Annotated in this window: 22 protein-coding genes and 3 pseudogenes; 11 read left to right on the top strand and 14 right to left on the bottom strand. The window is 63.1% G+C overall.

The window, feature by feature from the left end:
• Window positions 1–22 precede the first annotated feature (22 nt).
• Window positions 23–795: pseudogene (locus G6N54_RS31310) on the bottom strand (SDR family NAD(P)-dependent oxidoreductase).
• Between the two features lie 329 nt (window positions 796–1,124).
• Between G6N54_RS31310 and G6N54_RS10215 the strand changes: the two are divergent.
• Complete coding sequence (locus tag G6N54_RS10215; protein ID WP_163789922.1) at window positions 1,125–1,349, top strand: ferric uptake regulation protein; 225 nt, start codon at window positions 1,125–1,127, stop codon at window positions 1,347–1,349.
• 48 nt (window positions 1,350–1,397) lie between these two features.
• On the opposite strand, the gene G6N54_RS10210 is transcribed toward G6N54_RS10215, so the two are convergent.
• The 6 genes and pseudogenes from G6N54_RS10210 to G6N54_RS10185 all read right to left on the bottom strand — a co-directional run bounded on the left by G6N54_RS10210 (window position 1,398) and on the right by G6N54_RS10185 (window position 7,980).
• Window positions 1,398–4,334 carry an MMPL/RND family transporter gene (locus G6N54_RS10210; RefSeq protein WP_163789921.1) on the bottom strand — a complete coding sequence of 979 codons (2,937 nt, stop codon included), beginning with the start codon at window positions 4,332–4,334 and terminating at the stop codon, window positions 1,398–1,400.
• Window positions 4,331–4,753 (bottom strand): MmpS family transport accessory protein, encoded by a 423-nt coding sequence (locus G6N54_RS10205; protein ID WP_179969193.1) that lies wholly within the window; start codon window positions 4,751–4,753, stop codon window positions 4,331–4,333. The genes G6N54_RS10210 and G6N54_RS10205 overlap by 4 nt, the downstream gene beginning before the upstream one ends.
• Before the next feature lie 153 nt (window positions 4,754–4,906).
• A pseudogene (locus tag G6N54_RS10200) lies at window positions 4,907–6,301 on the bottom strand (MFS transporter).
• Window positions 6,302–6,357: 56 nt separating this feature from the next.
• Entirely contained in the window at window positions 6,358–6,795 is a 438-nt protein-coding gene (locus tag G6N54_RS10195) for a cupin domain-containing protein (protein WP_163789919.1), read from the bottom strand.
• Window positions 6,796–6,811: 16 nt separating this feature from the next.
• A complete protein-coding gene (locus tag G6N54_RS10190) occupies window positions 6,812–7,732 on the bottom strand; it encodes an NADP-dependent oxidoreductase (RefSeq protein WP_163789918.1) in 921 nt (306 codons plus the stop codon).
• A gap of 38 nt (window positions 7,733–7,770) precedes the next feature.
• Entirely contained in the window at window positions 7,771–7,980 is a 210-nt protein-coding gene (locus G6N54_RS10185) for a hypothetical protein (protein WP_163789917.1), read from the bottom strand.
• A gap of 215 nt (window positions 7,981–8,195) precedes the next feature.
• Between G6N54_RS10185 and pdxR the strand changes: the two are divergent.
• The 5 genes and pseudogenes from pdxR to G6N54_RS10165 all read left to right on the top strand — a co-directional run bounded on the left by pdxR (window position 8,196) and on the right by G6N54_RS10165 (window position 12,944).
• Window positions 8,196–9,604: pseudogene (pdxR, locus tag G6N54_RS10180) on the top strand (MocR-like pyridoxine biosynthesis transcription factor PdxR).
• Window positions 9,605–9,684: 80 nt separating this feature from the next.
• Window positions 9,685–10,395: a hypothetical protein gene (locus G6N54_RS30390; RefSeq protein WP_232073561.1), complete on the top strand. Its 711-nt coding sequence runs from the start codon at window positions 9,685–9,687 to the stop codon at window positions 10,393–10,395.
• The gene (locus tag G6N54_RS30385; RefSeq protein ID WP_232073559.1) at window positions 10,299–11,153 is read left to right on the top strand and encodes a LuxR C-terminal-related transcriptional regulator; all 855 of its coding nucleotides are present in this window, start codon (window positions 10,299–10,301) and stop codon (window positions 11,151–11,153) included. The genes G6N54_RS30390 and G6N54_RS30385 overlap by 97 nt, the downstream gene beginning before the upstream one ends.
• A gap of 39 nt (window positions 11,154–11,192) precedes the next feature.
• Complete coding sequence (locus G6N54_RS10170; RefSeq protein ID WP_163789916.1) at window positions 11,193–11,951, top strand: SDR family oxidoreductase; 759 nt, start codon at window positions 11,193–11,195, stop codon at window positions 11,949–11,951.
• Window positions 11,952–12,242: 291 nt separating this feature from the next.
• Entirely contained in the window at window positions 12,243–12,944 is a 702-nt protein-coding gene (locus G6N54_RS10165; RefSeq protein WP_163789915.1) for a GAF and ANTAR domain-containing protein, read from the top strand.
• 166 nt (window positions 12,945–13,110) lie between these two features.
• Here G6N54_RS10165 and G6N54_RS10160 read toward each other — a convergent pair whose 3' ends face one another.
• On the bottom strand, window positions 13,111–14,625 hold the full coding sequence (locus G6N54_RS10160) for an FAD-dependent oxidoreductase (RefSeq protein ID WP_163789914.1): 1,515 nt from the start codon (window positions 14,623–14,625) through the stop codon (window positions 13,111–13,113).
• 533 nt (window positions 14,626–15,158) lie between these two features.
• On the opposite strand from G6N54_RS10160, the gene G6N54_RS10155 reads away from it, so the two are divergent.
• Window positions 15,159–16,151: an AI-2E family transporter gene (locus G6N54_RS10155; protein WP_232073557.1), complete on the top strand. Its 993-nt coding sequence runs from the start codon at window positions 15,159–15,161 to the stop codon at window positions 16,149–16,151.
• 68 nt (window positions 16,152–16,219) lie between these two features.
• Here G6N54_RS10155 and G6N54_RS10150 read toward each other — a convergent pair whose 3' ends face one another.
• Entirely contained in the window at window positions 16,220–17,488 is a 1,269-nt protein-coding gene (locus G6N54_RS10150) for a cytochrome P450 (RefSeq protein WP_163789912.1), read from the bottom strand.
• 3 nt (window positions 17,489–17,491) lie between these two features.
• The gene (locus G6N54_RS10145) at window positions 17,492–17,824 is read right to left on the bottom strand and encodes a hypothetical protein (protein WP_163789911.1); all 333 of its coding nucleotides are present in this window, start codon (window positions 17,822–17,824) and stop codon (window positions 17,492–17,494) included.
• Window positions 17,825–17,846: 22 nt separating this feature from the next.
• Between G6N54_RS10145 and G6N54_RS10140 the strand changes: the two genes are divergently transcribed.
• Window positions 17,847–19,106, top strand: coding sequence for an IS30 family transposase (locus G6N54_RS10140; protein ID WP_456299236.1), 1,260 nt, complete (start codon window positions 17,847–17,849; stop codon window positions 19,104–19,106).
• Here G6N54_RS10140 and G6N54_RS10135 read toward each other — a convergent pair.
• A complete protein-coding gene (locus tag G6N54_RS10135; protein WP_163789909.1) occupies window positions 19,054–19,683 on the bottom strand; it encodes a hypothetical protein in 630 nt (209 codons plus the stop codon). The two genes, G6N54_RS10140 and G6N54_RS10135, sit on opposite strands and share 53 nt — an antisense overlap.
• Window positions 19,684–19,778: 95 nt before the next feature.
• On the opposite strand from G6N54_RS10135, the gene G6N54_RS10130 reads away from it, so the two are divergent.
• On the top strand, window positions 19,779–20,246 hold the full coding sequence (locus tag G6N54_RS10130) for a limonene-1,2-epoxide hydrolase family protein (RefSeq protein WP_163789908.1): 468 nt from the start codon (window positions 19,779–19,781) through the stop codon (window positions 20,244–20,246).
• An 84-nt stretch (window positions 20,247–20,330) separates the two neighbouring features.
• A complete protein-coding gene (locus G6N54_RS10125) occupies window positions 20,331–21,749 on the top strand; it encodes an SDR family oxidoreductase (protein ID WP_163789907.1) in 1,419 nt (472 codons plus the stop codon).
• Between the two features lie 22 nt (window positions 21,750–21,771).
• On the opposite strand, the gene G6N54_RS10120 is transcribed toward G6N54_RS10125, so the two are convergent.
• Window positions 21,772–22,086 carry a hypothetical protein gene (locus tag G6N54_RS10120; protein WP_163789906.1) on the bottom strand — a complete coding sequence of 105 codons (315 nt, stop codon included), beginning with the start codon at window positions 22,084–22,086 and terminating at the stop codon, window positions 21,772–21,774.
• Window positions 22,087–22,908: 822 nt separating this feature from the next.
• Here G6N54_RS10120 and G6N54_RS10115 point away from each other — a divergent pair.
• Window positions 22,909–23,373 carry a CAP domain-containing protein gene (locus G6N54_RS10115; protein ID WP_170313087.1) on the top strand — a complete coding sequence of 155 codons (465 nt, stop codon included), beginning with the start codon at window positions 22,909–22,911 and terminating at the stop codon, window positions 23,371–23,373.
• Between the two features lie 12 nt (window positions 23,374–23,385).
• On the opposite strand, the gene G6N54_RS10110 is transcribed toward G6N54_RS10115, so the two are convergent.
• Together G6N54_RS10110 and G6N54_RS10105 are read right to left on the bottom strand one after the other, a co-directional pair.
• Window positions 23,386–23,925, bottom strand: coding sequence for a restriction endonuclease (locus G6N54_RS10110; protein WP_163789905.1), 540 nt, complete (start codon window positions 23,923–23,925; stop codon window positions 23,386–23,388).
• Between the two features lie 224 nt (window positions 23,926–24,149).
• Window positions 24,150–24,959 (bottom strand): SDR family NAD(P)-dependent oxidoreductase, encoded by an 810-nt coding sequence (locus G6N54_RS10105; RefSeq protein ID WP_163789904.1) that lies wholly within the window; start codon window positions 24,957–24,959, stop codon window positions 24,150–24,152.
• Between the last annotated feature and the right edge of the window lie 161 nt (window positions 24,960–25,120).

Raw genomic sequence — 25,120 nt, 5'->3', positions numbered from 1 at the left:
AACAAGATGTTTCGGCCCTGCTTCAGTTGCGGCCGGCCATAACGCCGCCGTCGACGTTGAGAATCGCGCCGGTGACCCAGCTGGCCTCATCGGAGAGCAGATAGGTGACGGCGTTGGCGACATCGGCGGGCGTACCGACGCGACCGAGGGGATGAAACGGTGCGAAAGTGTCGAGCGTGGCGTCGATCTCATCTTTCGGGACCCATCGCTCCAGCGCCGGGGTCTTGACGGCGGCCGGTGCCACCGCGTTGACGCGGATCTGGTGGCCGGCAAGCTCGATGGCCAGGTTGTGGGTGAGTGCATGCAGCCCGGCTTTTTGCATCGAGTGCCCCGCCGATGGGGTCGCGCGCCGACGGCCTGGTGTGCCCACATGCTGCCGACGTTGACGATGGCGCCGCCCTCGCCCTTGGCGATCATTCCGCCGACGACGGTTTGCGTCACGAAGAACAAGGCAAAGTTGAGCTCCATGTACGAGTCGTAGAACTGTTGGTTGTACTCGACAAACGGCTTCGGGATGAAGAATCCGGCCGCGTTGACGAGCAGTGTCGCGTCGCGGTGATGCGCGGACATCGCGCGCTGCACCTCGGCGACCGCGGCGCGATCCGTCAGCTCGGCGGCGATGCCCCAGGCGTCGCCGCGCCGGCTCTTCAGCTCGGCGACGGTGTCGTCGACACGCGCTTTCGAGCGTCCGACGATCACCGCACTCCCGCCATGAGCGACGATGTCGATGGCGACCTGTCGACCGATGCCGGCGCTGCCGCCGACAACAACGACCTTCTTGGCCTCAAAATGCATTGGGTGCCTCCCTGGTCATCCCGACGGCTTCGACTGACCGCCGCCCTTGCCGCGACCACGCGTGATGTCCTGCCCGGGGCAGCGGCCCCACAAAAGGGGTGACAATCCCGCGCCGTTCTGCTCCTACTGAGACTGCGGCCAGGCGGGGTGAGCTGTCATCACCCGAACGACCTGTTCACCCGGGTGATTAGCACACCTCCGCGAATCCAGACGTGGATGGATAAGGCTGTGCCGTCGGCAATTTGCGGCTGCGTCAATCGCGCCCGCTAACGAACTGTCGTTCTCAAATCGGCACCGTTTCCAGGCCAATCGGGCGTACCCTGACCGTTATGGTTAAGGCCAAGACCAAGATCAAGACCTGCGTGCATTGCGGCCACACGTTCGATGCGAACGACCGACAGCGGCACCTGTCCGATCCCGACTGGCATCCGTACGCATCAAACTATTGTTCGCATGAGTGCAGTGACCAGTTCTATTGCGATCTGTCGCATAACTGCTCGTCCCACGTGAAAGAGAAGAATAAACGCGAAGCCGCCAAGGCGCGCAAGGCGTAAATCATTACGCCCCAGTTCAACTCGTACGTCGGTGTCCGGTAGCGAGGGTTACGGCTGCGACTCGGCGGGAGCTCCATGCCGCGGCTGGTACACGAGCGCTCGAACCAGCGGGCGCGGACCCACGGACCGAAGCATCTGACTGGCGGGACGGACCCGTACCCGCTTCGGCCACCAGAACCAGCGTCCCATCACGGTCATGATCGACGGCGTGATCAGTGACCGCACTACGAACGTGTCGAACATCAGGCCGAGCCCGATCGTCGTACCGAACTGGCCAATCGCCCGGAGATCGCTGGTGATCATCGTGGCCATGGTGACGGCGAACACCAGACCTGCCGCCGTCACCACCGGGCCGGTGAGGCCCATGCCGCGGATGAGTCCTGTTTTCAAGCCCGCCCCGATTTCCTCTTCGATTCGGGACACCAACATCAAGTTGTAGTCCGATCCCACCGCCAAAAGCACGATCAACGCGAATTCGGTTGCCACCCAATGCAACTGGAAATTCATGAGGTGCTGCCAGATCAGTGTCGAGAACCCGAAGGCGGCCCCCAGCGACATCACGATCGTGCCGACGATGACGCCAGCCGCGACCAAAGCGCGGGTGACGATCACCATGATGATGAAGATCAGCACGATCGAGGCCACCGCGGCGATCAGCAGGTCGTACTTGGCGCCGGTGGCGATGTCGTAAAACGTTGCGGCCGTGCCGCCGAGGTAGATGTCGGCGTTTTGCAGCGAGGTGAGTTTCAGTGCCTCCTTGGCCGCGTTGCGCTCCTTGTCGACGGATGCGATTCCTTCTGTGGTCGCCGGATCCACCGAGTGGGTGATGATGAAGCGTGCGGCCTTGCCGTCCGGCGACACCATCAAGCTCAATCCCAGTTGGAAGTCCGGGTTCTGGAAGATTTCCGGCGGCAGGTAGAACAGGCTCTCGATCTGAGAGTCGTTGAAGGACTTGCCCATCGCGGCGTTCGTGTCGGTCAACCGGTCGAACTGTTCGACCAGGTTGTCGAACGTGCTGTAGATGTTCAGCGTCGTATCGCGGATCGCCTTTGTGACGGCGATGTTCTCTGGGATGATCGCCAGCAATTCGCGCGTGGCTTTAGCCGTGCTACCGAGGTCGCCGGTGAGGGTGTGGAACTTTTCGGCCAGTTGATCGAAACCATCGAGGGCGTCGAACAGGCTTCGTAGCGACCAGCAGATGGGGATGTCGTAGCAGTGCTTCTCCCAGTAGAAGTAACTGCGGATCGGTCTCCAGAAGTCGTCGAAATCGGCGATATGGTCCCGGATTTCGTCAGTGATCGCTGCCGTCTCCCCGGTGGTTTTCGAGCTGTCGTCCGCGGCGTCCGCGAGCTTCTGGGTTATCGCGTACTGGCGCTCCAACAGGGTGATCTGAGTATCGAGGAAGCCGGTGATCTTCTTGATGTCGGCGACGCGGTCCTTGAGGTACGTCAGGTTGCTGCGGATAGGTGCCGTTTGCACACTGAGCTGGAACGGAACAGATCCATCTTGAATCGGCGGCCCGAGAGGTCTGGTGATGCTTTGCACCCGTTCGATGCCGGGCACCCGGAAGATGGCTCCGGCAATCTTGTCCAGGACCAGCATGTCGGTCGGATTACGCAGATCGTGGTCCGATTCGATCATCAGCAGATCCGGGTTCAACCGGGCCTGAGTGAAGTGTCGATCGGCCGCGTCGTAAGCCTGGACCGAGGGCGCGCTCTTCGGCAGGTAGTACAAGTCGTTGTAGCGGGGGCTGAAGCCCGCCAACCCAAGAGCGCCCACAATCGCCATGATGACCGAGGTGGCGAGGATGGGAGCCGGCCACCGCACGATGGCCGTCGCCAGGCGGCGCCACCGGGTGTAGTTGAACTTTCGCTTCGGATCGAAGACACCGAACCCGCTCGCGAACGCGATCAGCGCGGGCGTCAGGGTCACCCCGGCGGCCACCACCACCAGCAGGCCGATTGCGCACGGAAACGCGAGTGAACTGAAGTAGGGCAGCCGGGTGAAATGCAGACAGGCCAACGCCCCGACGATCGTCAAACCCGAACCCAGCACCACCTTGGTGACCCCGGCGAAGGTGTCGTAGTACGCGGCTTCGCGGTCTAGTCCCCGCTCGCGACCCTCCTGGTAGCGGCCCACCATGAAGATCGCGTAGTCGGTACCGGCCGCGATGGCCAGTGCCGTCAATATATTGACGGCAAAGGTCGACAGCCCCATGATCCCGGTGCTTCCCAGCAGCGCCACCACGCCTCGGCCGGTGGCCAGCCCGACGAACAGAATCACCATCGTCAGCAGCACTGTGCCGACAGATCGATAGACGAACGCCAGCATGATCGCGATGACGATGATGGTGATGATCGTCATCTTGAACAGGCTTTCATTGCCCACCACGATCGTGTCGTCGGTCAGGGCTCCCTGACCCGCGACGTAGGCCTTCACCCCAGGTGGCGGCTTCGTCTCCTCGACGATCTGGCGAACCGCGTCAACGGATTTGTCGCCGACGGCCCCACCCTGGTCACCGCGGAGGTTGACCTGGACGTAGGCCGACTTGTGGTCATAGCTCTCGACGCCCGACGCCGTGAACCGCTGGCCCCAGAAGTCGAGCGCATGCTCGACGTGCTTGGTGTCCTGCTTCAGCTTCCTGACCAGCTCGTCGTAATACCGGTGAGCGTCCGGACCGAGCGGCTTGTCACCGACCAGGGTCACCAGGACGAGGTTGTCGGAGTCGTACTCCTTGAATTTCTGCCCGATGTGCTTCATCCCGGTTACTGAGGGCGCGTCGGACGGTGACAGCGGCACCGAGACGTCCTCTGCCACCGCCTCCAGCTGGGGGACGAAGACGTTGACGCCCACAGCGATCAGCAGCCAGATCACGATGATCGGCAGCGCGAGGACCCGGATGCTGCGCGCAATCCGCGGGTGGCGCTCAACTTCGGCGCGCTGCGGGACAGGGATTTCGTCCGTGTCGCTCGTGTTGTCGGTCACGCGGACTTGTCCAAGCAGGAGACCTGAGCGTTGCGCCCGTTGGACTGTTGCTGGTCGACCAATTTGCCGTCGACGGTGATCCGGCAACCGATCGTGGCGCTGTCACCTTCGGCGACGACATAGGCGAAGATTCCGGGCATTTCGGCGACGATCGTCTGCGACCACGGCAACGTGGTGAAGTTGGCTTTCTGCGGTTGGGCGTCGGCATCCATCCAGTTGACGACGCCGGTCGTCCCGGCCGGTCCCAGGATTTCGTAGATCGCGGTCTTAGCCGCGTAGGGCGGGGTCGCATCCCGGGGGTCGGGCTTGGGCAAGCCGGGACCAGGGAAGACGCCATTAAGTCGCATAACCGCGACGCCGCCGATGATCACTGCGACGACCACGACCAACAGAACCCATGCACGCTTGAGAAGTTTCACCACCGTGCCCCCGGCTTAGCAGTTCTCGATCGGCTGATATTAAGGCATCTCGTCCCGTTCGCCACCGCTGCGCAAACGCCATGGCGGTCGAGTTGATTCCCGTGCGTGGCGGTGCTCACAGTTTTCACTGTCGCTTTTCGTCCGGCGGGCGAGTCATGCGGCCGCGGTCGAGGGGCTGCTGGCCAGGGCGGGTTGCACACCGGGCCGGTCCCGGCACAACGCCGCGATATCGCAGGGCACAGGTTGGCGCCCGGCCGGGGGATCGGCGATCAAGAGCGCGGCGAACAACGCGCCCAGGAAAAACAGTGCGGCGCTCACCTCTAACGCGTGGGCGAATCCGGAGACACTCGCCGTGCCGGCGCTAATCAAGCCGAGGGACCCGATCGACATTAACGCGGCTAACCGCGAGACGGCGTTGTTGATCGCCGATGCCAGGCCACTGTATTCGGCCGGCACCGAGGCCAACGTCACCGACGTCAGCGGTGGGATAGTCGCGACCAGCCCGACGGCCAGTACGGTCATCCGCGGGGCCAGGTCGGTAATTGCATGGAAACCATGAGATTTCGGGCGGATCAGTAGCAGCCCGAGCCCTGCCAAGGCGGGGCCGGCGATCAGGAACGCGCGCGGCCCCACTCGCGCGGCGATGCGCCCGACGTGACGTGCGAATACGAACGACACCACCGGGATCGGCAGGGTCGCCAGGCCAGCTGCGGTGGCGGAGTAGCCGCCGATCTCCTGGGTGTACAGCGCGACGGCCAGTGATCCCAGCGTCAACCCGCCGTAGACGAACGCGGTGACGACGTTGGCGGCACCGAAGTTGCGAAAGGTGAACAGCGGCAACGGAAGCATCGGGCGGCTGCTGCGGCGCTGCCAGCTCACGAAGCCGACCAGTGCGGCAACCCCGATCACCAATGGTGTGGTGACCATCGGGTCGATCCAGCCGTCGCGTTGCGCCTCGATCAACGCGTACACGGTCGCGGCCAGCCCAACCGACGACAGAACCACTCCGGCGGTATCGACGCGCGCGCCTTCGACTCGCCCCGATATCGGACACAGCCAGAACGTCAGCGCATACCCGACCGCCATGGGGATCGCCGACAACACGAAAATCCAACGCCAGCCAAGGAAATCGACGCACAGTCCGCCTAGCAGAGGGCCCAACGCGAATGCGGTTCCTGTCCATCCGGTCCAGACGCCGATCGCCGCGGACTGGCGGGCTTTATCGAACACCGTGTTGATCAGTGCCAGCTAGCCCGGCACCAGAAATGCCGCGCCCACGCCCTGGATGATGCGCGCAGTGATCAGCATCGCCGGTGAGGTGGACGCCGCCGCCAAGACCGAGCCCGCCCCAAAAGCCAACAGTCCGAAGCGCATTACCGGAACGCGGCCGAACAGATCCGAGATGGACCCGCCCGGCAGAATCGCGGCCGCCATCGCCAGCAGGTAGCCGTCGATGATCCATTGCTGCAACGCCAGGCCGCCGCCGAGGTCATGTTCGGTGGCCGGCAAAGCGAGGTTGATCACGGTGGAGTCGAGGAACGCGACCATCGACACCATCACCGCGACCACCATCGCGCGGCTGGTTGGCGCGGTATCGCGCAGCGTCACTGCGGCGGCTCGTCGTCGTCCGTGGTGAGCGGACCGTCACCGGTATCGACTAGGAAGACCGCGAGTAGTTCGGCGGGTTCAATGGTGCTGGCATTTTCACTGATCGTGTGGTGGTCGCCGGGAGCTTCACTCCGCGTCTCACCGGCATGATAGACGCGCGCAGCCTCACCTTCGACCTGGCTGCGGATCGCTCCGGAGATCACGTACGCCATGATGAACGCCGATTTCGCGTGGTGGTGAGCCAGGCTTTTAGCCCCGGGCGGATAACTGACGGTCACCCCTTCAAGTGATTTGCCCGCGACATTGGTGAGTTGGTTGAAAACCGGTCGGACAACTGGATTTTGATGCGAATTCTGCGGCGTAGGCTCGGCGCGGGCCGTCGGCGCCAGCATCGCCGCAAGTGTCAGTACGGCGAGCGGTATCTTGAGGGACATTGCGGGAGAGTCCTTTTCACTCTCCGGCGACGCGCAGGATCGTCTTGCCTGCGATGCGCTTGCCGGGAGCGAATGCTGCGGCGGCTTCGGCGAGCGGCAACACGGCGCCCACCAACGGCTTGATGCGTCCATCCCGTACTCGGGTAGCCAGCTCAACGAGCTGGGCGCGATCGGCTTCGACGACGAAGAAAATCGCTCGCCCGTCGTACGGTTGCGTCTTCGGTGGCTCGGCGATGGTGACGAGCGTTCCGCCGGCCCGCACCAGATCGGTTGATCGGTCGAGGACCTCTCCGCCGATCACATCCAACACGACGTCGACTTGCCCTGCATCCTCGAGCCTTTCGGTCTCGAGATCGAGATAGGTGTGGACGCCGAGCTCCAGCGCCCGGTCTCGATCCGCTGTCCGGCCGGTGCCGATGATCCGCGCTCCGATTTCACGAGCCAGCTGCACCGCGATCGACCCGACCCCGCCCGCGGCGCCGTGGATCAGGACTGTTTGTCCGGCGGCGAGGCGGCCGTGGATGAGCAGGCCCTGCCAGGCAGTCAATCCGGAGACTGGCAGTGCCGCGGCAACCGTATGGTCAATGTCGATCGGCAGCGGTGCGAGATTGCGGGCGTCGATGGCGGTGTATTCCGCGAGCGAGCCGTTGCGAGCCCAGTCGGCAAGCCCGAACACCCGCTGGCCCACGGTCAAACCGGTTGTGCCGTAACCCAACTCGGCCACGACTCCGGACAGCTCGTGGCCGGGTACGCTCGGTGTCCGGTCACGGCCCGCGTGGTCGATCCAGGTGTGCGGCCAGTCAAGTTCGCCGCGCGTGAAACCCGCGGCGTCGACCCGTACGATGACATCGTTCTCGGCGGTCTGGGGGTAGGGCAGTTCCGTCATCGACAGGCCGGCGACACCGGCCTCATGGTCTGAAACAGTAATGGCTTTCATTGCATATCCTTCCTGATGTGCGGTTGGTTTTTATCGGGTCAGCCGTCGGCTGCGGGTTGTACGCTGACGAGCTCGAGGCCCAGATCACGGACTCGGTCGAGCAGTCCGTAAAGCTGTGACTGGTCTCGGATTTCACCCGTGAACACGGATTCGGCCGCACCGGTCTCAAGGTGCATTCCCTCTAATGCGGACCCGAGCCGCTCGGTCACGAGCCCGCGGATGCGGATCTGGTACACCGTCGGCTGCATGTAGCCCTCCGCTCGCCATCTGCTGAGCCAGCATTCACAGCTGATGGGTGAGTCGTCATCACCCGGCGAGCTAATTCACCCGGGTGAGTGCAAAGGGTGACTGGGCGATCGAAGGCCCAGGGTGGACGGCCAACCGGCGTACTCTTAACTTCGCCTTTCTAGGGGAGATGACGCCATGGACGGGATCGCCGGCGTGGGGCGCGTCGAGCACTGAAATGCGCGCAACCAACGGGTCACAAAGCTCGGTCGCCGGGTTGGATCTCTACTTGGATCGCCCCGGCGGCAAGGTGCGTGACGGGGTGATGGAAGCCATTCGCGACGCGATCCGTTCGGGGCGATTGGTGCCGGGCGTTCAGTTGCCCTCGAGTCGCGTGCTGGCCGCCGACCTCGGTGTTGCGCGAAACACGGTTGCCCGGGCCTACGCCGAACTCATCGCCGAGGGCTGGCTCACCTCGCACCATGGCTCGGGCACCTTGGTTGCCCAACGGGCCGAAGTCGTCCGGTCATCGCCTCACCCACCAAGCGACGGACGCAGCGCCAGTTGGACCACGACTTACGACCAGGACATCCGGACCTGTCGTCGTTTCCACGGACGGAGTGGAGTCGTGCGGTCAAGCGAGCGCTCAACGCCGCACCGTTCGAGGCGTTTGGCTACACCGATCCAGATGGGCGGCCGGAGCTTCGCAGCGCCCTTGCCGAATATCTTGCTCGTGTTCGGGGGGTTCGGGCCCGACCGGGCAACATCGTCATCTGCAGCGGCGCCGCCGAAGGATTGAACCTCGTGGCCGGCGCGTTGGCCACGGACGGGGTCGCCGCCGTCGCCGTCGAAGAATTTGGTCTGGATACCCAGCGGGCGTCGCTGACTCGAGCGCAATTACGTTGCCCCCCACTGGCAATAGACTCGCATGGCGCCGATGTCATGGCGCTCGACGGCATAGCGGATGCGGGCAGTGTGCTGCTCACGCCGTCGCACCAATTCCCGCTTGGCGTGCCGTTGCATTCCGACCGCCGCGCGGCGGTCGTCGATTGGGCGCGACGTACCGGGGGATTGATCATCGAAGACGACTACGACGGCGAATTCCGCTACGACCGCAGCCCCGTCGGTGCGCTACAAGGCATCGATCCCGAACACGTCATCTATATGGGGACGGCGAGCAAGTCGCTGGCGCCGGGCCTTCGGCTTGGGTGGCTGGTCCTGCCGGACCGACTCGTCCATGCGGTGGGCGAGCAGAGAGGTTTACGCGAGGAGACTTCGGGTTTCGTCGACCAGTTGGCGATGGCCGAATTCATCGTGTCCGGTTCCTATGACAGACATATCCGCACGATGCGCGCCCAGTACCGGCGCCGCCGCGAGCAACTTGTCGCCGCGGTTGCCCAGTCGTCGCCGAAGACCACCGTCGCGGGAATGCCCGCGGGCCTGCAGGTGCTACTTGAGCTTGCCGGCGCCGACGAGAGCGCCTTGTGCCGGCAACGCGCGTGGCGTCGGCTCGGCGTGGAAGGTCTTGACGTGTATCGCCATCCCCAAGCCGCCAGCGAGCGGAACGGCTTGGTGATCGGGTTTGCGGCGCCCGCGCCAAGCGCATGGTCAGCGGCGCTGGACGCCTTGATTCGCCTGCTGCACTGAACACCCCCGGTCAACTGGCCCCATCTCGCCGTGCCCAAGTGGCCCACGATCAGGGCGACATCGCGATTAGCGTTCAATGGATGATCGCCGCCGGCAGCTCCACGATCGCCGATCGGCTGCACGTCACACCGATCCCCTTGGAGTTCGATGGCGAAGCATCGACCGAAACGGGTGAGCCGGCCCTGCTGCTGGCCACCAAGTCGTCCGCCCCGACCATCCGCGCTCAGCTCATCGAACGGCGGGCGCTGATCGAGATCCTTTCGGCGGAACCCTCTCGCAAGCTCACGTTGCTCAGTGCACCGGCGGGCTGGGGCAAGACAACGCTTTTGGCGCAATGGGCAAGCGGCGCCGATGATCGTCGTCGACGGGGCTGGCTGTCCCTTGATTCGTCCGACAATGATCCCTCGCGATTCTGGTCCTGCGTGATCGCGGCGCTGGGCAAAGCCAGCCCAGGGGTGGCGCCGCGTGCGTTCGAGCTCACCAAGAGGGGTGCCGACTTCCGACAGTTGGTGTTGCCCACCCTGCTCGGCGAGCTGGCCGCCATCGATCACCAGATCGCGCTGATCCTCGACGACTATCACCTTGTCGAAAATCGGAGCGTGCATGAGCAGGTGGGTTTCGTCGTCGAACGGATGCCGCAGACATTCCAGCTGGCCATCGCGACCCGCTCGGATCCCATGCTGCCGTTGCGCGGTTGCGGGCCCGCGGCGAGCTGCTGGAGTTGCGGGCCGAGGATCTGCGCTTTCAGTCCGGCGAAGCCGCGGAACTGCTGGACGGCATGGTCGGTTTGAAATTGACCGACGCGCAAGTGCAACTGCTGCTTTGCCGCACGGAAGGGTGGGCTGCGGGATTGCATCTTGCCGGGCTGTCGTTGGCCGGTCGCGTCGACGCGGCCGCATTTATCCAGACTTTCGCCGGCGACAACCGCCACATCGTCGACTACCTGGTCGCCGAGGTGCTCGACGGTCAGCCGCCGCACATCCGCCGTTTTCTGCTGCGGACCTCGGTCTTGGGCCGACTCAGCGGTGCGCTGTGCGACGCCATGCTGCAAACGTCTGGCTCATCCTCGATCTTGGAGAAGATCGAGCGCGAAAACCTGTTTGTGGTGCCACTGGACATGTCACGTCACTGGTATCGCTACCACCAGCTGTTCGCGGAGTTGCTGCGCACCGAGCTGCGCCGCAGCGACCCCGATCTCGTCGCCGACCTGCACCGACGTTCCGCAGCCTGGTTCGAGGGTGAGGGCCTCCGCGATGAGGCAGCGCGCCACTTGGCCGCTGCCGATGACATCGCGCGCAGTGCTGATCCGATCGCCGCGAAACCGGTCAACGAATTCGGCAAGGTGTTCGCGTCCGGTGAGGAGCTGACCCCCAAGGAGCTCGAGGTTCTTCGCTTGCTGCCCACCCGGTTATCGCGACGTGAGATCGGTGCGCGGCTATACGTCTCGCTCAACACCGTGAAGACCCACCAGCGCGCCGTGTACCGCAAGCTCCGCGTTGAACACCGCAGTGCAGCGGTGAGCCGGGCCCGTGAACTCGGTCTCGCGTAATTCGCCTGCCCAGGCAGGCGCAACTCTGGAAGGTACATCATGAAGATCGTGGTCATTGGCGATCGTGGGCTGATCGGGTCGAAAGTAGCGCCCAAACTCAGCGCGCAGGGACACGACGTGCTCATCGCCTCACGCCGATCAGGGGTCGATTCACTAACCGGTGAAGGGCTCGCTGACGCCGTCGCCGGCGCGGATGTCCTGGTCGACGTCGCCGATTCACCGTTGTTCGACGATGAACCTGTCATGCATTTCTTCACGACCACGACCACGAATCTTCTTTCTGCTGAACAGGAAGCGGGCGTCAAACACCATGTCGCGTTGTCCGTAGTGGGCGCGCAGATCATGCCCGATAGCGGCTACAACACCGCGAAAGCAGCTCAGGAAAACCTGATCAAAGATTCGGGCCGGCCTTATTCGATCGTGCGAGCAACTCCGTTCTACGAATTCGCGCTTGGCTTGGCCGATTCCGCAACAGACGGAGACATTGTCAGGTTGCCGCACGCGTTGTTCCGTCCCATCGCGGCCGACGATGTCGCCACCGCCGTTGTACATGCGGCTGTCGGACGCCCTTTCAACGGAGTAACGGAGATCGCCGGACCCGAGGCAATGGGCATGGACGACTTTGTCCGGGCGGGCCTGGCAGCCAATGGTGATCAGCGTCAGGTCGTGACTGATGCCCAGGCGCCGTACTTCGGTGCGGTGATCGACGATCACACCCTGGCACCCGGCGAGAACGCCACTATCTTCGCTACTCGATACTCCGATTGGATCGACGCAAACTCCTGCCGCCGGAGTTAGGAAAGTGATTGGGTTCAAGTGATTCCAATCGCGTGAGGCCAGCACTTGGTTGCGGCGCAGGAACTACGGACACCGTTGCTTCTCACGATGCCCACGTCCTCGCTGTCCCCATCGGGCAAAACGACCCGCCACGGCGCTGTGGCGTAAGAACTTGCGATGACGATCGTGGTGAACTTGTGACCTGCGGAAGGCGCGACTCGATGCCGTGACGGAAGCTGGTGGCGCTTTGCTCTGTTGACCAGTTCCGATGGTTGGTCGCGTTGCGGGTTGAATCGTGGGTAGTCGGATTACATGGATTCCTCCGGCCCGACCCTCAGGCACGACCTCGCTGTGCGCATGGCTGAGCTTGCCCGCACGATTGCCGCGCCCCGAGCACTTGTGCAGGTCCTCAACGATGTGACCGCGACAGCGGTGGAGCTCATTCCGGGAGCCGACATCGCCGGAATACTGCTCGTGAAAAAGGGTGGAGAGTTCGAGTCCCTGGCAGATACCACGGGCTTGGCTGCCGAACTTGACAACCTGCAGCACGACTTCCGCGAAGGACCCTGCGCCGAGGCCGCCCTGCAGGAAACGGTTGTGCGATGTGATGATCTCCGGACCGAATCGCGCTGGCCACGCTATGCGCCCGCGGCTATGGAGCTGGGGGTACTAAGTAGCCTGTGCTTCAAGCTGTACACCGCGGACCGCACGGCCGGAGCGCTGAATTTGTTTTCTTTCAGGGCCGGAGTCTGGGACGCCGATGCCGAGACCACCGGCACAGTACTCGCCCCTCATGCTGCCGCCGCGATTTTGGCCACACGTCACGACGAGAATATGCAAGCGGCGTTGTCGACCAGAGACCGTATCGGTCAAGCCAAAGGCATCATCATGGAGCGCTACGGCGTCGATGATGTGCGTGCCTTCGAGATGCTGCGACTTCTATCGCAGGAGAGTCAAATCAAGCTTGCCGACGTTGCCAACCGTGTCATAGAAACGCGCACCCAAAGCAACTGAATCCTGAAGCGCCGCAACCACACCGACACCGGTATCGGTACCGGGTCTGCTGTAACGCGCGGGCGGGTCGCGTAGCTCCTGCGCTCAGCGTTAGGTTAAAACAAACTTAGTTCGAGCCGTGTCGTTGAAAACGTCATCGCGCAACGACATTGAATGGGCGCACTAGTTAGCGCGGGTGCGCGGTCAGATCACGGGTGGCGGGTCCTTCCAACAGCGTGCCGTCAGGCGCGAACCGCGAGCCGTGCAGCGGGCACTCCCAGGACATGTCGGCGTCGTTCCAATTCACGATCCCCCCGAGGTGGGGGCATACCGGAGAAACACGATGTTCTATGCCATCGACCTGAGATCTGGCTTCCAGATGCCACGGTGGTCCGCTCACCACGCCACTCTCGTCTTCGTTGGGTGCGCGACGGCCCGTCCGTGTCGCCGGGGTGACCCAGCCCTTGGTCAAGTTGAAGCCGACCTCGAGGTTGGATTGGACGGCGGTCAGCAGGCCCGACAGTTCGTGCGGGCTCCAGCTGGCAAAGGCGCTGGACCAATCCATTCGGCCACCCAGTATCCGGCTCGATAGCGCAAGCGCCGCCGCGGCGCCATTCGTCATGCCCCATTTACTGAAACCCGTTGCAATGAAGATGGTTTCATTGTTCGGCAAGATTGGGCCGACATAGGGCAAATGATCGATAGGGGTATAGTCCTGCGCCGACCAGAAGTGGGTCTGGACCGCGCCGGGGTAGTGAGTACGAGCCCATGACAACAACTCCGCCAGTGCTTTGGAGGGGCTCTTTTCGCGACCCACGGTGTGGCCCGCGCCGCCCACGATCAATCTCTCTCCGTCCGCCACTGGCGCGTAGCGCACTGAATGCGTGGGGGAGTCGGTGGAAATCATCATCGGTCGGGTGATGTCGCCCGGGACCTTGAACGCGAAGCAGTAAGACCGGCTTGGCTTCAGACGCGCGAAATAGCCGCCGCGGTCCAGAATTGGAATACCGGTGGCTAGCACAAGTTGTGCGGCGTTGATCTCGACTTCCTGCCCTGCGGCGTCGTTGACATGTATGCGATGTCCGTTTCCGTGGCCGGACACTCGACGTACTCGGGTGTGCTCGACCAACCGGCCGCCGCGGCTGAGCAATTCGACGACCAACGTGTCCAAGAATGACATGGGATCGAACTGCGCCTGCTCGGCCAGTCGCACACCACCGTGGTATGGAAATGGCACCTTGGCATCGTCTTCCCAAGCCGCGGGTATTCCGATCGTCTGGCACGCCTTCAGTTCGGCCCGCGCGGCCAGGATGCCCTTTGCGGACTGGGCGTAGGTGTAGGCGTCTTCGCGCTGCACCGCCACGCCGTGAGACGCGCAATGGTCCAGGATCCACTGCTGACCTTCACGATTGCCGTCGACGTAAGCACGGGCCACACCCTTCCCGTGTTTGGACAGGATCTTCGAAAGGTGGCTGCCCTGCAACAAGCTGACCTTGGCGGTGGTGTTTCCGGTGGCGCATGCGCCGACGGTGCGTGCCTCCAACACCAATACGTCCTTGCCGGCGCGCGCCAACAGGACCGCCGTCATCAGCCCGGTGATGCCCGCGCCTATGACGACGACATCGGCCGACCGGGGACCGTCATCGAGCTTGCTTACGGCCCAAGGTTGTTCGACCCGGTCGGAAACCCACAAAGACGTCATCGTTGCCTGATACCTAGCGTTCCCTCCGGGAAACGCCACCTCGCAGTGAAAAAGGGCCGGCGTGACTAACCTGCTGGAGCCCGCCGAGGCCATGACGACGGCGGCTCGATTCCACGCGTGGGTCTAAGCGTGATGCCCGCGCCAAAAGTGACGTGAGCCCGGCGCGGCGATCCGCTCGTCGCGATGTCGGACATCCGAATTTTGTGTCCGTTGCGAATACCCCGACAGCAAGGTGCAAGCAGATGACCTGCACGAAGCTCGGCTGTTCGCAGCTCGGGAACCGGGTACTCCGGGGAAAGCGGAGGCTGTTCCGCGGACGGACTAGCGGAGGTCGACCAATGGTGGGTGTCAATAACGACCTCATCGGCGAAGGCCGAGAGGTCGAGGTAGATCGAGATCTAGTGGCCCAACCTCACCAGCAGGACGGGCCGGTCGCCGAGGCGGAAACCGCAGCGGCCGAGATGAGTTCAGACGAACAACCCCTTGGCCGACCGGGTCGCCAGTTTGACCGGCGATCTCCTTTTTTCGTGGGGATGGCAGCGGCCGCCGGCGTCGCCGTCACCTACGGGGCAGTGCTTGTCCTGGAAGCAATGTCGTCGATACTGCTGCTCATCGGTGTGGCGTTCTTTCTTGCACTGGGTCTCGAACCGGCAACTTCGTGGTTCGTCAATCACAAACTGCCGCGGTGGGCGGCGACCACGTTGGTGTTCGCGATCTTTCTTGCACTACTGGGTGCCTTTGTTGGTGCGGCTATCCCGCCGCTCGCCCAACAAGCGGGTGAGCTGATACACGAAGCGCCGCATTACATCCAGCAGGCCCAGGATCACTCCTCGGCTGTCGGTAGGCTCAACGATCGTTTCCATCTGCAGGAGCGGATCACCGACTCCCTCAACGGTTCGGGAGGATCGATCCTCAATGATTTGGTCAGTGCGGGAACCGCCATCTTCGAAGCGGTCGCCGACATCCTCATCGTCGCGGTGTTGACGGTGTACTTCCTGGTCGACATGCCCCGCATCCGCACCACCCTTTACCGATTGGTGCCACACACCCGGCGGCCGCGCGCCATCCTCATCGGCGACGAAGTCTTCGCCAAGGTCGGTGCCTACGTTTTAGGCAACGTATTGATCTCGGTCATCGCCGGGGTTGCCACCTTCATTTGGCTGACCGCGTTCGCGGTACCCTACTCGCTGCTGCTTGGCATCTTCGTGGCCGTCTTCGACCTGATCCCGGTCGTCGGGTCGACGATCGCCGGTTTCGTCGTCGCCGCTGTCGCGCTCACCGTGTCGCTTCCGGTGTGCATCGGAACCATCGTGTTCTTCGTGGTGTTCCGGCTCGCCGAGGACTACCTTCTGGTGCCCAAGATCATTGGACGAGCGGTCAATGTTTCGGCGCTGATCACCGTGGTGGCCGCATTGATCGGCGGCTCGCTGCTCGGGATCGTCGGAGCGCTTGTTGCCATCCCGATCGCGGCTGCCCTGCAGCTCCTGGCGCAGGAAATTCTGTTTCCGCGACTCGACAAGCTGTGAAACCGCCGCCGCTTCGTCAGGTGAACGTTTGGTACCCGGCGCAACGTCAAGTGACCGCTCGGCGCCACTTAGCCGAGAGCGTAGGGAAGAGATTTGACGGCGCGCACGAAATTCCCGGTGAGGTATTCGGGCTGACCGACGCGCAGGGTCGGGGCGCGGAAGATCAGCTCGCGGAAGAAGGCTTCGAGTTGCATCTTCGCCAGAAATGCGCCCATACAATAGTGCGGTCCGCCTCCACCGAAGGCGACGTGGGGATTCGGTTTACGTTGGATATCAAAAACATTCGGGTCGGTGAAGACTCGTTCGTCACGGTTGCCCGACGAATACATCATGACCACCCAGTCGCCCTCGTTGATTCGCTGGCCGTGTAGCTCCGTGTCCTGAGCGACGGTGCGGCGGAAGGTCATCACCGGGGTCGCCCACCGAACAAACTCCTCGATGGCGCATTTGATACGACCATCGAAGTCGTCGACCAGCAGTTGGCGTTGCTCGGGGTATTGCTGCAGGGCCATTGTGGTCAGTGTCATCGTGTTGCGCGTGGTGTCGTTCCCCGCAACGGAGAGCAGGACGAAGAACGCGCCCAGTTCGTCGTCGGTGAGGCAGCGACCCTCAACCTCGGCCTCCACCAGTCGAGACATCAAGTCGTTCTCGGGATGCGCACGTCGCTCCTCGGCCAATTCAAGGCCAAGCGTGAGAAGACCAACAAGTGAATCGGTAACCACCGCACCAGGTTCGCGTCCGGCGGCGACGTCGGCGTCGGCCCATGAGACCATGCCGTCGGCGTGCAGCGCCGCTTCGTCGCGCCGCTCAGCGGGAAGACCGACCATTTCGTAGATCGTCCACATCGGCAATGGCTTGGACACCTGCTCCACAAAATCGCCTTCGGTGGTGGCGAGGAGATCGTCGACAATCTTGACGGCTTGCTGGGTGACCTGGTCCTGAATCGCTGCCACCTGTCGGGGCGTGAACACCGAACTGATCAGTCGGCGCAGGCTCGAATGTCTCGCGCCGTCCATGCCCAGAAACGATTCCGCGGCATCGAGGATGTCGTCGGGGATGGCCTCGATCTGCACCCCTTGGGCTGACGAGAATATCTCCGGATGCTTGCTGACGTACGCAATGTCCTCATTGCGGGTAATCGCCCAAACCCCGTCAACCGGTGCGGGAATCACCGTGCCCTCCAGCGGAGGATGCCAGCTAAGTGGACGCTCGTCGCGCAGGATCTTGAAATGTGGTTCGCGCTCTTCGGCGGTGAGTTGCCAAAAGCTAACCGGCGAGATGCTGACCGGGTCGAACGGCGGACGAACGCAACGATGTTGGCCGGTTTCGACTGTCATGCGTTAGCCCCCCAGGGTCGTTGGGTCCGCTGCGCTGGCCGATCGCAGTATCGCGGATCGCATGACCAGCCCCATGCCGACGAGAAAAACGCTGTAAGTCGTTAGGGCTAGCCAGAACACCAGGACGCCGCGCCACGACAACGGCCCGCTGTGGAAAAAGAAGGCCAGCACGTCGGGCAGAAACGAGGCCGCAATCCAGAAGTTCAGGTATCCGACCCAGCGCGGCAGGATTTGCGCCTGATCGCTGAGGATGGCGATCCCGATGACGACGTTTTGGATGATGAACGGTGCGATCGGGGTGAGGAACACCAGCTTGAGTTCAAGGGGTGGTTGCAACACTTCGTAGTTAGGGGTGTTGATGACGGGTCAGCCTCAGTTGTTGGTGGTGCAGCGGCGGTATTGGGATTTGATCGCTGCGGGATGGTCCTCGGAGGATGCCGGGGTGGCGGTCGGCGTGTCGGCGACGTGCGGTAGCAAGTGGTTTCGCAGGTTTGGTGGTGTGAATCCACGATGGTCAAAGCCTCAAGGACAGCGACGGCCGCGGCTGTCGGCGGATGAGCGTGAACAGATCATGATCGGCACCGCGCACGGTGAGTCGATCCGTTCGATGGCGCGCCGGTTGGGCCGGGCGCCGTCGACGATCATGCGCGAGATTGCCCACAACGGTGTCATGCGAGGGCATGTGGGCCGTTATCGCGCCCGGTATCGGTTCAGGGCCCGCCGGGCCGGTTGGGACGCGAAGTCGGGCTACTCGGCGCGCATCGCTCAGCGGCGCAGCGAGCAACGGGCGCGTCGACCCAAGACCGGCAAGTTGGGCCGCTGTGAGCAATTGCGGGCCGAGGTGCAAGCGTTGTTGGTCAACAAGTACAGCCCCGAACAGATCGCCGGGGTATTGACCGCGACCTATCCTGACCGCCCGGAGATGCAGGTGTCCCACGAAACCATCTACCAGGCGCTTTACGTGCAAGGGCGCGGAGAACTGCGCCGGGAACTGAGGACATGCCTGCGCACCGGGCGCGCGTTGCGTAAACCGCGCCGACGGGCCTGCGCCGGTGACGGCCGCGGCCGTATCCAAGGCATGGTCAACATCAGTGAGCGGCCCGCCGAAGCTAACGACCGCGCCGTGCCAGGCCATTGGGAAGGAGACCTGATCATCGGCAAGGACCAGGCCTCTCAAATCGGCACGCTGGTTGAACGTTCCACCGGATATGTCCGACTGCTGCACCTACCCCATACCCGTAGCGCCGAGGCCGTCGCCGAGGCCATGATCGCCGCGGTCAAAGACCTGCCCGCCACCTTGCGCCGCACCGTGACCTGGGACCAACGCCACGAAATGGCCCACCACGCCCGCATCAGCATCGACACCGGCATCGAGGTTTACTTCTGCGATCCCCACTCACCCTGGCAGCGCGGTAGCAATGAGAACACCAACGGCCTACTACGGCAATACTTTCCAAAGGGCACCGACCTTTCGGTGCACGACGCCGAACACCTCGCCTACGTCGCCGACGAACTCAACGGACGACCCCGAAAACGCTTCAACTGGGACAACCCCACCAACCGCCTCAACAAGCTACTGTCCACCCCGACAGACACAACTGTTGCAACCAAACCTTGAATCCACCCAGCCACGCGATGTCATTGAGCGTCACCGTGATTTCGGGATTGCGATAGGGCCGAAACGCGATCACGGCCATCAGCAGCATAGGAAGAAGCAGCAGCACACCTGTTGCCGCTCCGGTGACAAGTTGCACGAACGTCAAGATCGGGCGTCGGCCCTCGATGCGCAGCAAGAAATAGCCGATCAAGCCGATCAGCGGAAAGACCAGGCAGATGCCGAGTTGGGAGATGACCAACCCGCTCAGCACGCGGGTGTCGTGGCCGTAGAAGTTAACGACCTCCTGGGTGCTGCTCGACGATCCCAGCGGGATCGGCAGGATGCCGGCAATCAGCCATCCGAGCAGGGTCACCAGCACGGTGGCCGGGCCGGCCCATGCACATAGCAATTGCACCCGGTACGACATGGCGCTCCCTTCCGGCGGCAATCCATGTTGTTGAATAGAAATTAGAATTGTAGCCTGATATCGCTCAGCCTGGAAGAGTCTTCGCATCTCAAGCACATCATCGCGGCATTGAATGAGTGCTAAATAATAGTGATGGCGGATCGTCTGCCCGGATGGCCGCGACGTTTCCACCTGAGGAAGGATGAGGACGGGTGAGCGCTTGACGGCGGCACTAGGGAACATCGCGATCGGCGAACGATCGCTAACACCGGATAGGAGATAGCCGCATGCCCGTCAAGACTGCGTCCGACACGACATCCGATCAGCACGAGCTGCGGGCCCTCGAGTTCTTCGCCGCATGGGGCGAGTCGTTCGATGCGATGTGCACGCCCTTCAATGTGCTTGCCAGCGAAGGCGTTTGGGATCAACGTCCCATCCCAAAGCTCACCGGCCCGCGTCAAGCAATGCGCTTTCTCCGCATCGCACATCGGGTCTTGGGGCTTGCGACGATCGATGTCGAAATCCTCAGCATCGCCAGCAACGACGACGTCGTGCATACCGCGCGCATTGACCGCCTGCGACGAGCCGATGGAACGCTGATCGCCGCCGCACCCGTCGCCGGAGTGCTGACCTTCGATGCCGGGAAGATCACGCATTGGCGCGAATATTTCGATGCCACAGGATTCCTCGCACAAACCGTCGCGACCAGTCTGACCCACCCGATCCGTCGGCTGGGCGGCTCTCTCCGCCCCTGACCCAGTGATTACATCCGGGCTGCTCCGACCGCGTGGAAGGCGAGCAATACGCGATCAACGGGACTAAGGCCGTACCCTTCCTACGTGAAAGCGATCGACCCGGACAAGCTCGACGTATGCCTGCAGGTGCTGGCGGATATCGAGTCGTTGCCACCCGAACATCCCGATGCCGTCACGGTGCGTCGGGCCACGGCGGGCATCTTCAAATCAGTCAAGAAGGCCCGTCGCAACGCCAAGCGCGATGAAATCGCGGCCGCTGACCGCGCCGTTGTCGCCGCTACCGCGACCGGCGCGCCTGGGCGCATCGACGACGAGACGCAGGGCCTGCCGCTGGTGTCCACCACGGTTGGGGCTTCCGCAGGCACGCTGCGCCGGTCACGCGCCTGCGATATCTGCAAGAACCATTACACGGTCGTCGACGCCTTCTACCACCAGCTCTGCCCGGGGTGCGCCGCGCTGAACCGCGCCAAGCGCGACGCGCGCACCGACCTCACGGGCAGACGCGCCCTGCTCACCGGTGGGCGCGCCAAGATCGGCATGTACATCGCGCTGCGGCTGCTGCGCGACGGCGCCGACACGACCATCACCACCCGATTTCCGAACGACGCCGTGCGCCGCTTCGCCACGATGCCCGACAGCGGCGACTGGCTGCATCGCCTACACGTCGTGGGCATTGACCTGCGCGACCCGGCAAAGGTGGTCGCGCTGGCGGACACCGTGGCCGGGCAAGGCCCGCTGGACATCCTGATCAACAACGCCGCCCAAACCGTCCGCCGAGCGCCCGGCTCCTACGCGGCGCTCGTGGAGTCGGAGTGCACTCCGGCGCCGGCACTCGTCGATGTGATCACGTTCGACCGCGTCAGCGACGCCCATCCCGCGGCACTCGCCGGAAGCCTCGCTGAGCACCAAACTCCGCACGCTGTAACGGAATTAGCCCTCGCGGCTCGAAGCGCATCGCCGGACCGGATCGCCGCGGGCACCGCAATCGATGCCGGTGGCCTCCTGCCCGATACCGCGTCCATCAACAGTTGGACGCAACGCGTACACGAGGTGGACCCGATGGAACTGCTTGAGGTTCAGCTGTGCAACCAGACCGCGCCGTTCATTCTGGTGAGCCGGCTGCGCCCGGCGATGGCCGCATCACCTGCTCGCCGCAAATACGTCGTGAACGTGTCCGCCATGGAGGGGCAGTTCAGTCGCAAATACAAGGGCCCGGGGCATCCGCACACCAACATGGCGAAGGCTGCGCTGAACATGCTCACCCGCACCAGCGCCGGCGAAATGCTAGCGCAGGACGGCATTCTGATGACCGCCGTCGATACCGGTTGGATCACCGACGAGCGTCCGCACCCAACGAAGCTCAGGCTGGCCGAGGAGGGTTTCCACGCCCCGCTCGACCTCGTCGATGGCGCCGCTCGCGTGTACGACCCCATCGTGCGCGGGGAGGCCGGCGAAGATCTGCGCGGCTGCTTTCTCAAGGATTACTCGCCGAGCAATTGGTAGTTGCAGCTATTGCTCGCCGCGCTCAGGGCGGTGGCGGAGCGGGTGGGATTGCCCCGTTGCAGCCGCCGGGTGGGGGCGGGGCCGGGAATGGCTCGTTACCGCTGACGCAGTCGTAGTGGTACGTGTATTCGTCTTCCCACTGATGCCAGTACGAGCCGTCCGCGTACGGTGCGCCGTCGCAGATGTATCCCCACATCCGCGCACCCTCGCACCAGTTCCGGGTGATGTTGGGCAGGTGCGGGTCTGGTGGTTCAGCGGAGGCAACGCCAGCGGAAACCGTGAGCGCTGCAGTACAGCCCAGTAGCGCAGCACCGATACGAGAGAGTTTGGACTTCATTTCGATTCCTATTCAAAGTGTGCGGGTTGAGGTCAGGCGGGCGGAATTGCTCCGTCGCAGCCGCCGGGTGGGGGCGGGGCCGGGAAAGGCTCGTCGCCGCTGACGCAGTCGAAGTGCCAAATGGGAGGACCCCAGCTGTACTCGCTGTCTTGCGACTCGCGCCACTGGTGCCAGAACGATCCATCGGGATACTTGGTGCCGTCGCAGACAAATCCCATAAATCGCTGGCCCTCGCAGTAGTTCGTCGGGAGGTCCGGCAGGTGTGGGTCTGGTGGATCAGCGCTGGCAACGCCAGTAGGAAGCATGATTGCTGCGGTACAGCTTAGTAGGGCAGCGCCGATGCGAGCGCGTTTGGACTTCATTTCGACTCTTAATCACGATGTGGGATGGGCCTCGGCGCCTGGGCCACCGCCTCCGGTTGCTTCGTTTCCGCCATCCTTACTATAGCTAATCTATATATATCATTGCGAGCAAAATATGCGAATCGTCGAATAATATGTGATAGGTCACGTAGTCTCTCGGCATGAGGAGTCAGCCGAACCGAACCTGAAGGGCACCGGCGCATCAGGAGGGTGGGAGTCGCGACCGTCCAGAGACGCCCGCAGGAGAGACGCGCACCTGCGGTGAGCAAAACGTCGTGTCCGCGCTAAGCAGCGGGTTCAGCGAGAATCGCGGATATGGCACTGCTCAGCGCCAGGGTTGCCTCGTTGATCCGCGGCAGAGCTGGACGTTTTGAGCGCCCGGCCCGGGTGACCTGGCTAGTCACCAGACGGTAACGTCTGCGCGCCCACGAGCGACAAACAAAGCGTGGCAGCAGGCAACATGACGAGAAAGGTCAAGATTGCTGCCGTGCTCTCGCTCGGCGCCTTCTCCCTAACGGCTCCCCGGACCGTTGCTAATTTTAGGGCGCACGCAGACGAGTCGTTGTACAGCGGCGTCAATCTGGTTCGCGAAGGATGCGGGGCGATCGGCAACGACCCGCGTCTGACAGAAGCCGCGCAGCGGCACGCCAACGACATGCTCAGAAGCGGCGTGAATGGCCACATCGGTTCGGACGGCTCTTCACCGCAGGTGCGTATCACCGATGCGGGCTATCGGACTCCCTACAGTGGTGAGGTCGTCTTCTGGGGCACCGGATCTGCGGCCAATCCGAATGAGGCGCTCGACTTGTGGATGCAAAGTCCGCCACACCGCGCGATCATCCTGAACTGCGCATACACCGAGGTCGGCTTCGCCACCGCGTCTGACGGCAACAAAATGACCATCGTTGGAGATTTCGCCGCGTGAGGCGGCCGAGCCTCAGTCGCGCAATGCCTTTCCGGTGGGTGCGGGTACCCAGCTTCGTAACGCCTTGCGACCGATTAATTGACAGCCGTGCGTGTAGGCCAATTGCTTTGCGGCAGTGGTAAACTCCTGATTGCTCACCACGATGCTCCGCGTGCACCCGTGATGACGCGCACCCGCCACCACCTGCTGGACGGCCGCGACGCCGACCGTCTTGCCGTGCCGCTTGCACTGGATCGCCGCGTACTGGCCGTCCTTTTGCGCGATCAGGTCAACGCCGTAGTCGCCCACGGCGGGGGTGAAGCTGACCTCCCAGCCCGCGCGTTGCATACGTGCGGCGACGTAGTCTTCGAACTCCACGCCGTCCATCGCGTCGACCTCGCTGATGGCTGCATGGGTCCGTGGTCGGCGCCGTGACCGACGGTAGGCCGGCTGGATGAGTCCGGCGAACAGGAGGCCACAGCAGGCACCTACCAGGCCCAGCGCGACGCGGTGCGTGAAGTAGCCCAACAGAAGCCCGAAGTAAAGCGGGAGAAAGATGAACGCGATCCTCATGCCGTGGAAATGCCTCGCGGGCCCCGGAATTTAGTCGCGGAAGCAACGATCGATAACGCCCTATGCATGAGCCGATGATAGAGATGGGCGACGACAAGGAGCCGAATACAAGGGTGAAAGGCATGAAAATTCGGCACGGCGTTCCTTGAGTCTGTTCGCACACCTACTGGTGGCTTGCCGGCCGGCGGGGGATTTGTCCGACGCGAGACCGCGAAGATCCTCGGCTAGTTCTTGCCCAATCCACGTTCCATGAAGCGCCCCATGGTCATTACGGCGCGGCGACGTGGGATCAGCCGGGTGGTGAGCAGGGTGGTGAAGCGATTCGGCCGTCCGGGCATGACGAGATGCCTACGGCCAATGGCGCTTAGCGTTTCCGCGGCGGCATCTCGTGGGGCGGCGATCTGCCAGCGTGGATACTGCGATAACGTGTGGCCCTGCGTGTCCATCAGGCCGGCGGACATGACCAAGACGTCAACGCCGGTACCGCGGGTTTCGTACCACAGCACCTCACCAAAGACGGTTTGAAAAGCCTTGTTGGCGGCGTATGCGCCGGTGTAGGGCGCTGGAATCAGGCCGGCGCCCGATGAAACGATCACGATGGCTCCCCGTCCCCGCCGCGTCATCAGATGCGCGAAGGGGTAGATCAGGTTCACGTAGGCGCGCGCATTGACATCGATCATCGCGTTGTGAACGCCCAACGACATATCCAGGATTTTCGGCGTGTCCTTCGGGGTGTACATGCGATTGCAGACAAGGACGTCGACGGTGATGTCGGCGAGCCGCTCGAGGATTCTCGGATAGACCGACAAGTCGCCGAGATCGACTGTGATGGTGCGGACTTCGACGCCGTACTCGGTTCGAAGCGTCGCCGCCCGGGCCTCCAGCTCCTCGGCCAGAATGTCTACCAGCACGAGATTGACACGGCGGCTGGCAATCTCGCATGCGTACGCAAAGCCCAGGCCTCGTTCCCTGGCGCTGCCCGTTACCAGTGCCCAAGAGCCCACGTATCGGTCGAGGGGATGGGGTTGACTCACTGAGACCTCCAAGAGCGCTCTGCCATCTAGCGTGCGAATAGTACGGCCCAGCCGATCGAGCAGGGTCAGTGACTTGGGCATTCCGCCGTTGAGCCCGTAGCGGTCGCCGGTGCCGAGGGCACGGGCGATGGGTTCAGGGTGAAGGGCGTGGTTTCGCGAAA

The organism is Mycobacterium stomatepiae, from assembly GCF_010731715.1.
GTDB classification, from domain to species: domain Bacteria; phylum Actinomycetota; class Actinomycetes; order Mycobacteriales; family Mycobacteriaceae; genus Mycobacterium; species Mycobacterium stomatepiae.
The sequence above is the reverse complement of the archived record's forward strand: the minus strand, read 5'-3'. Positions and strand labels throughout refer to the sequence as shown.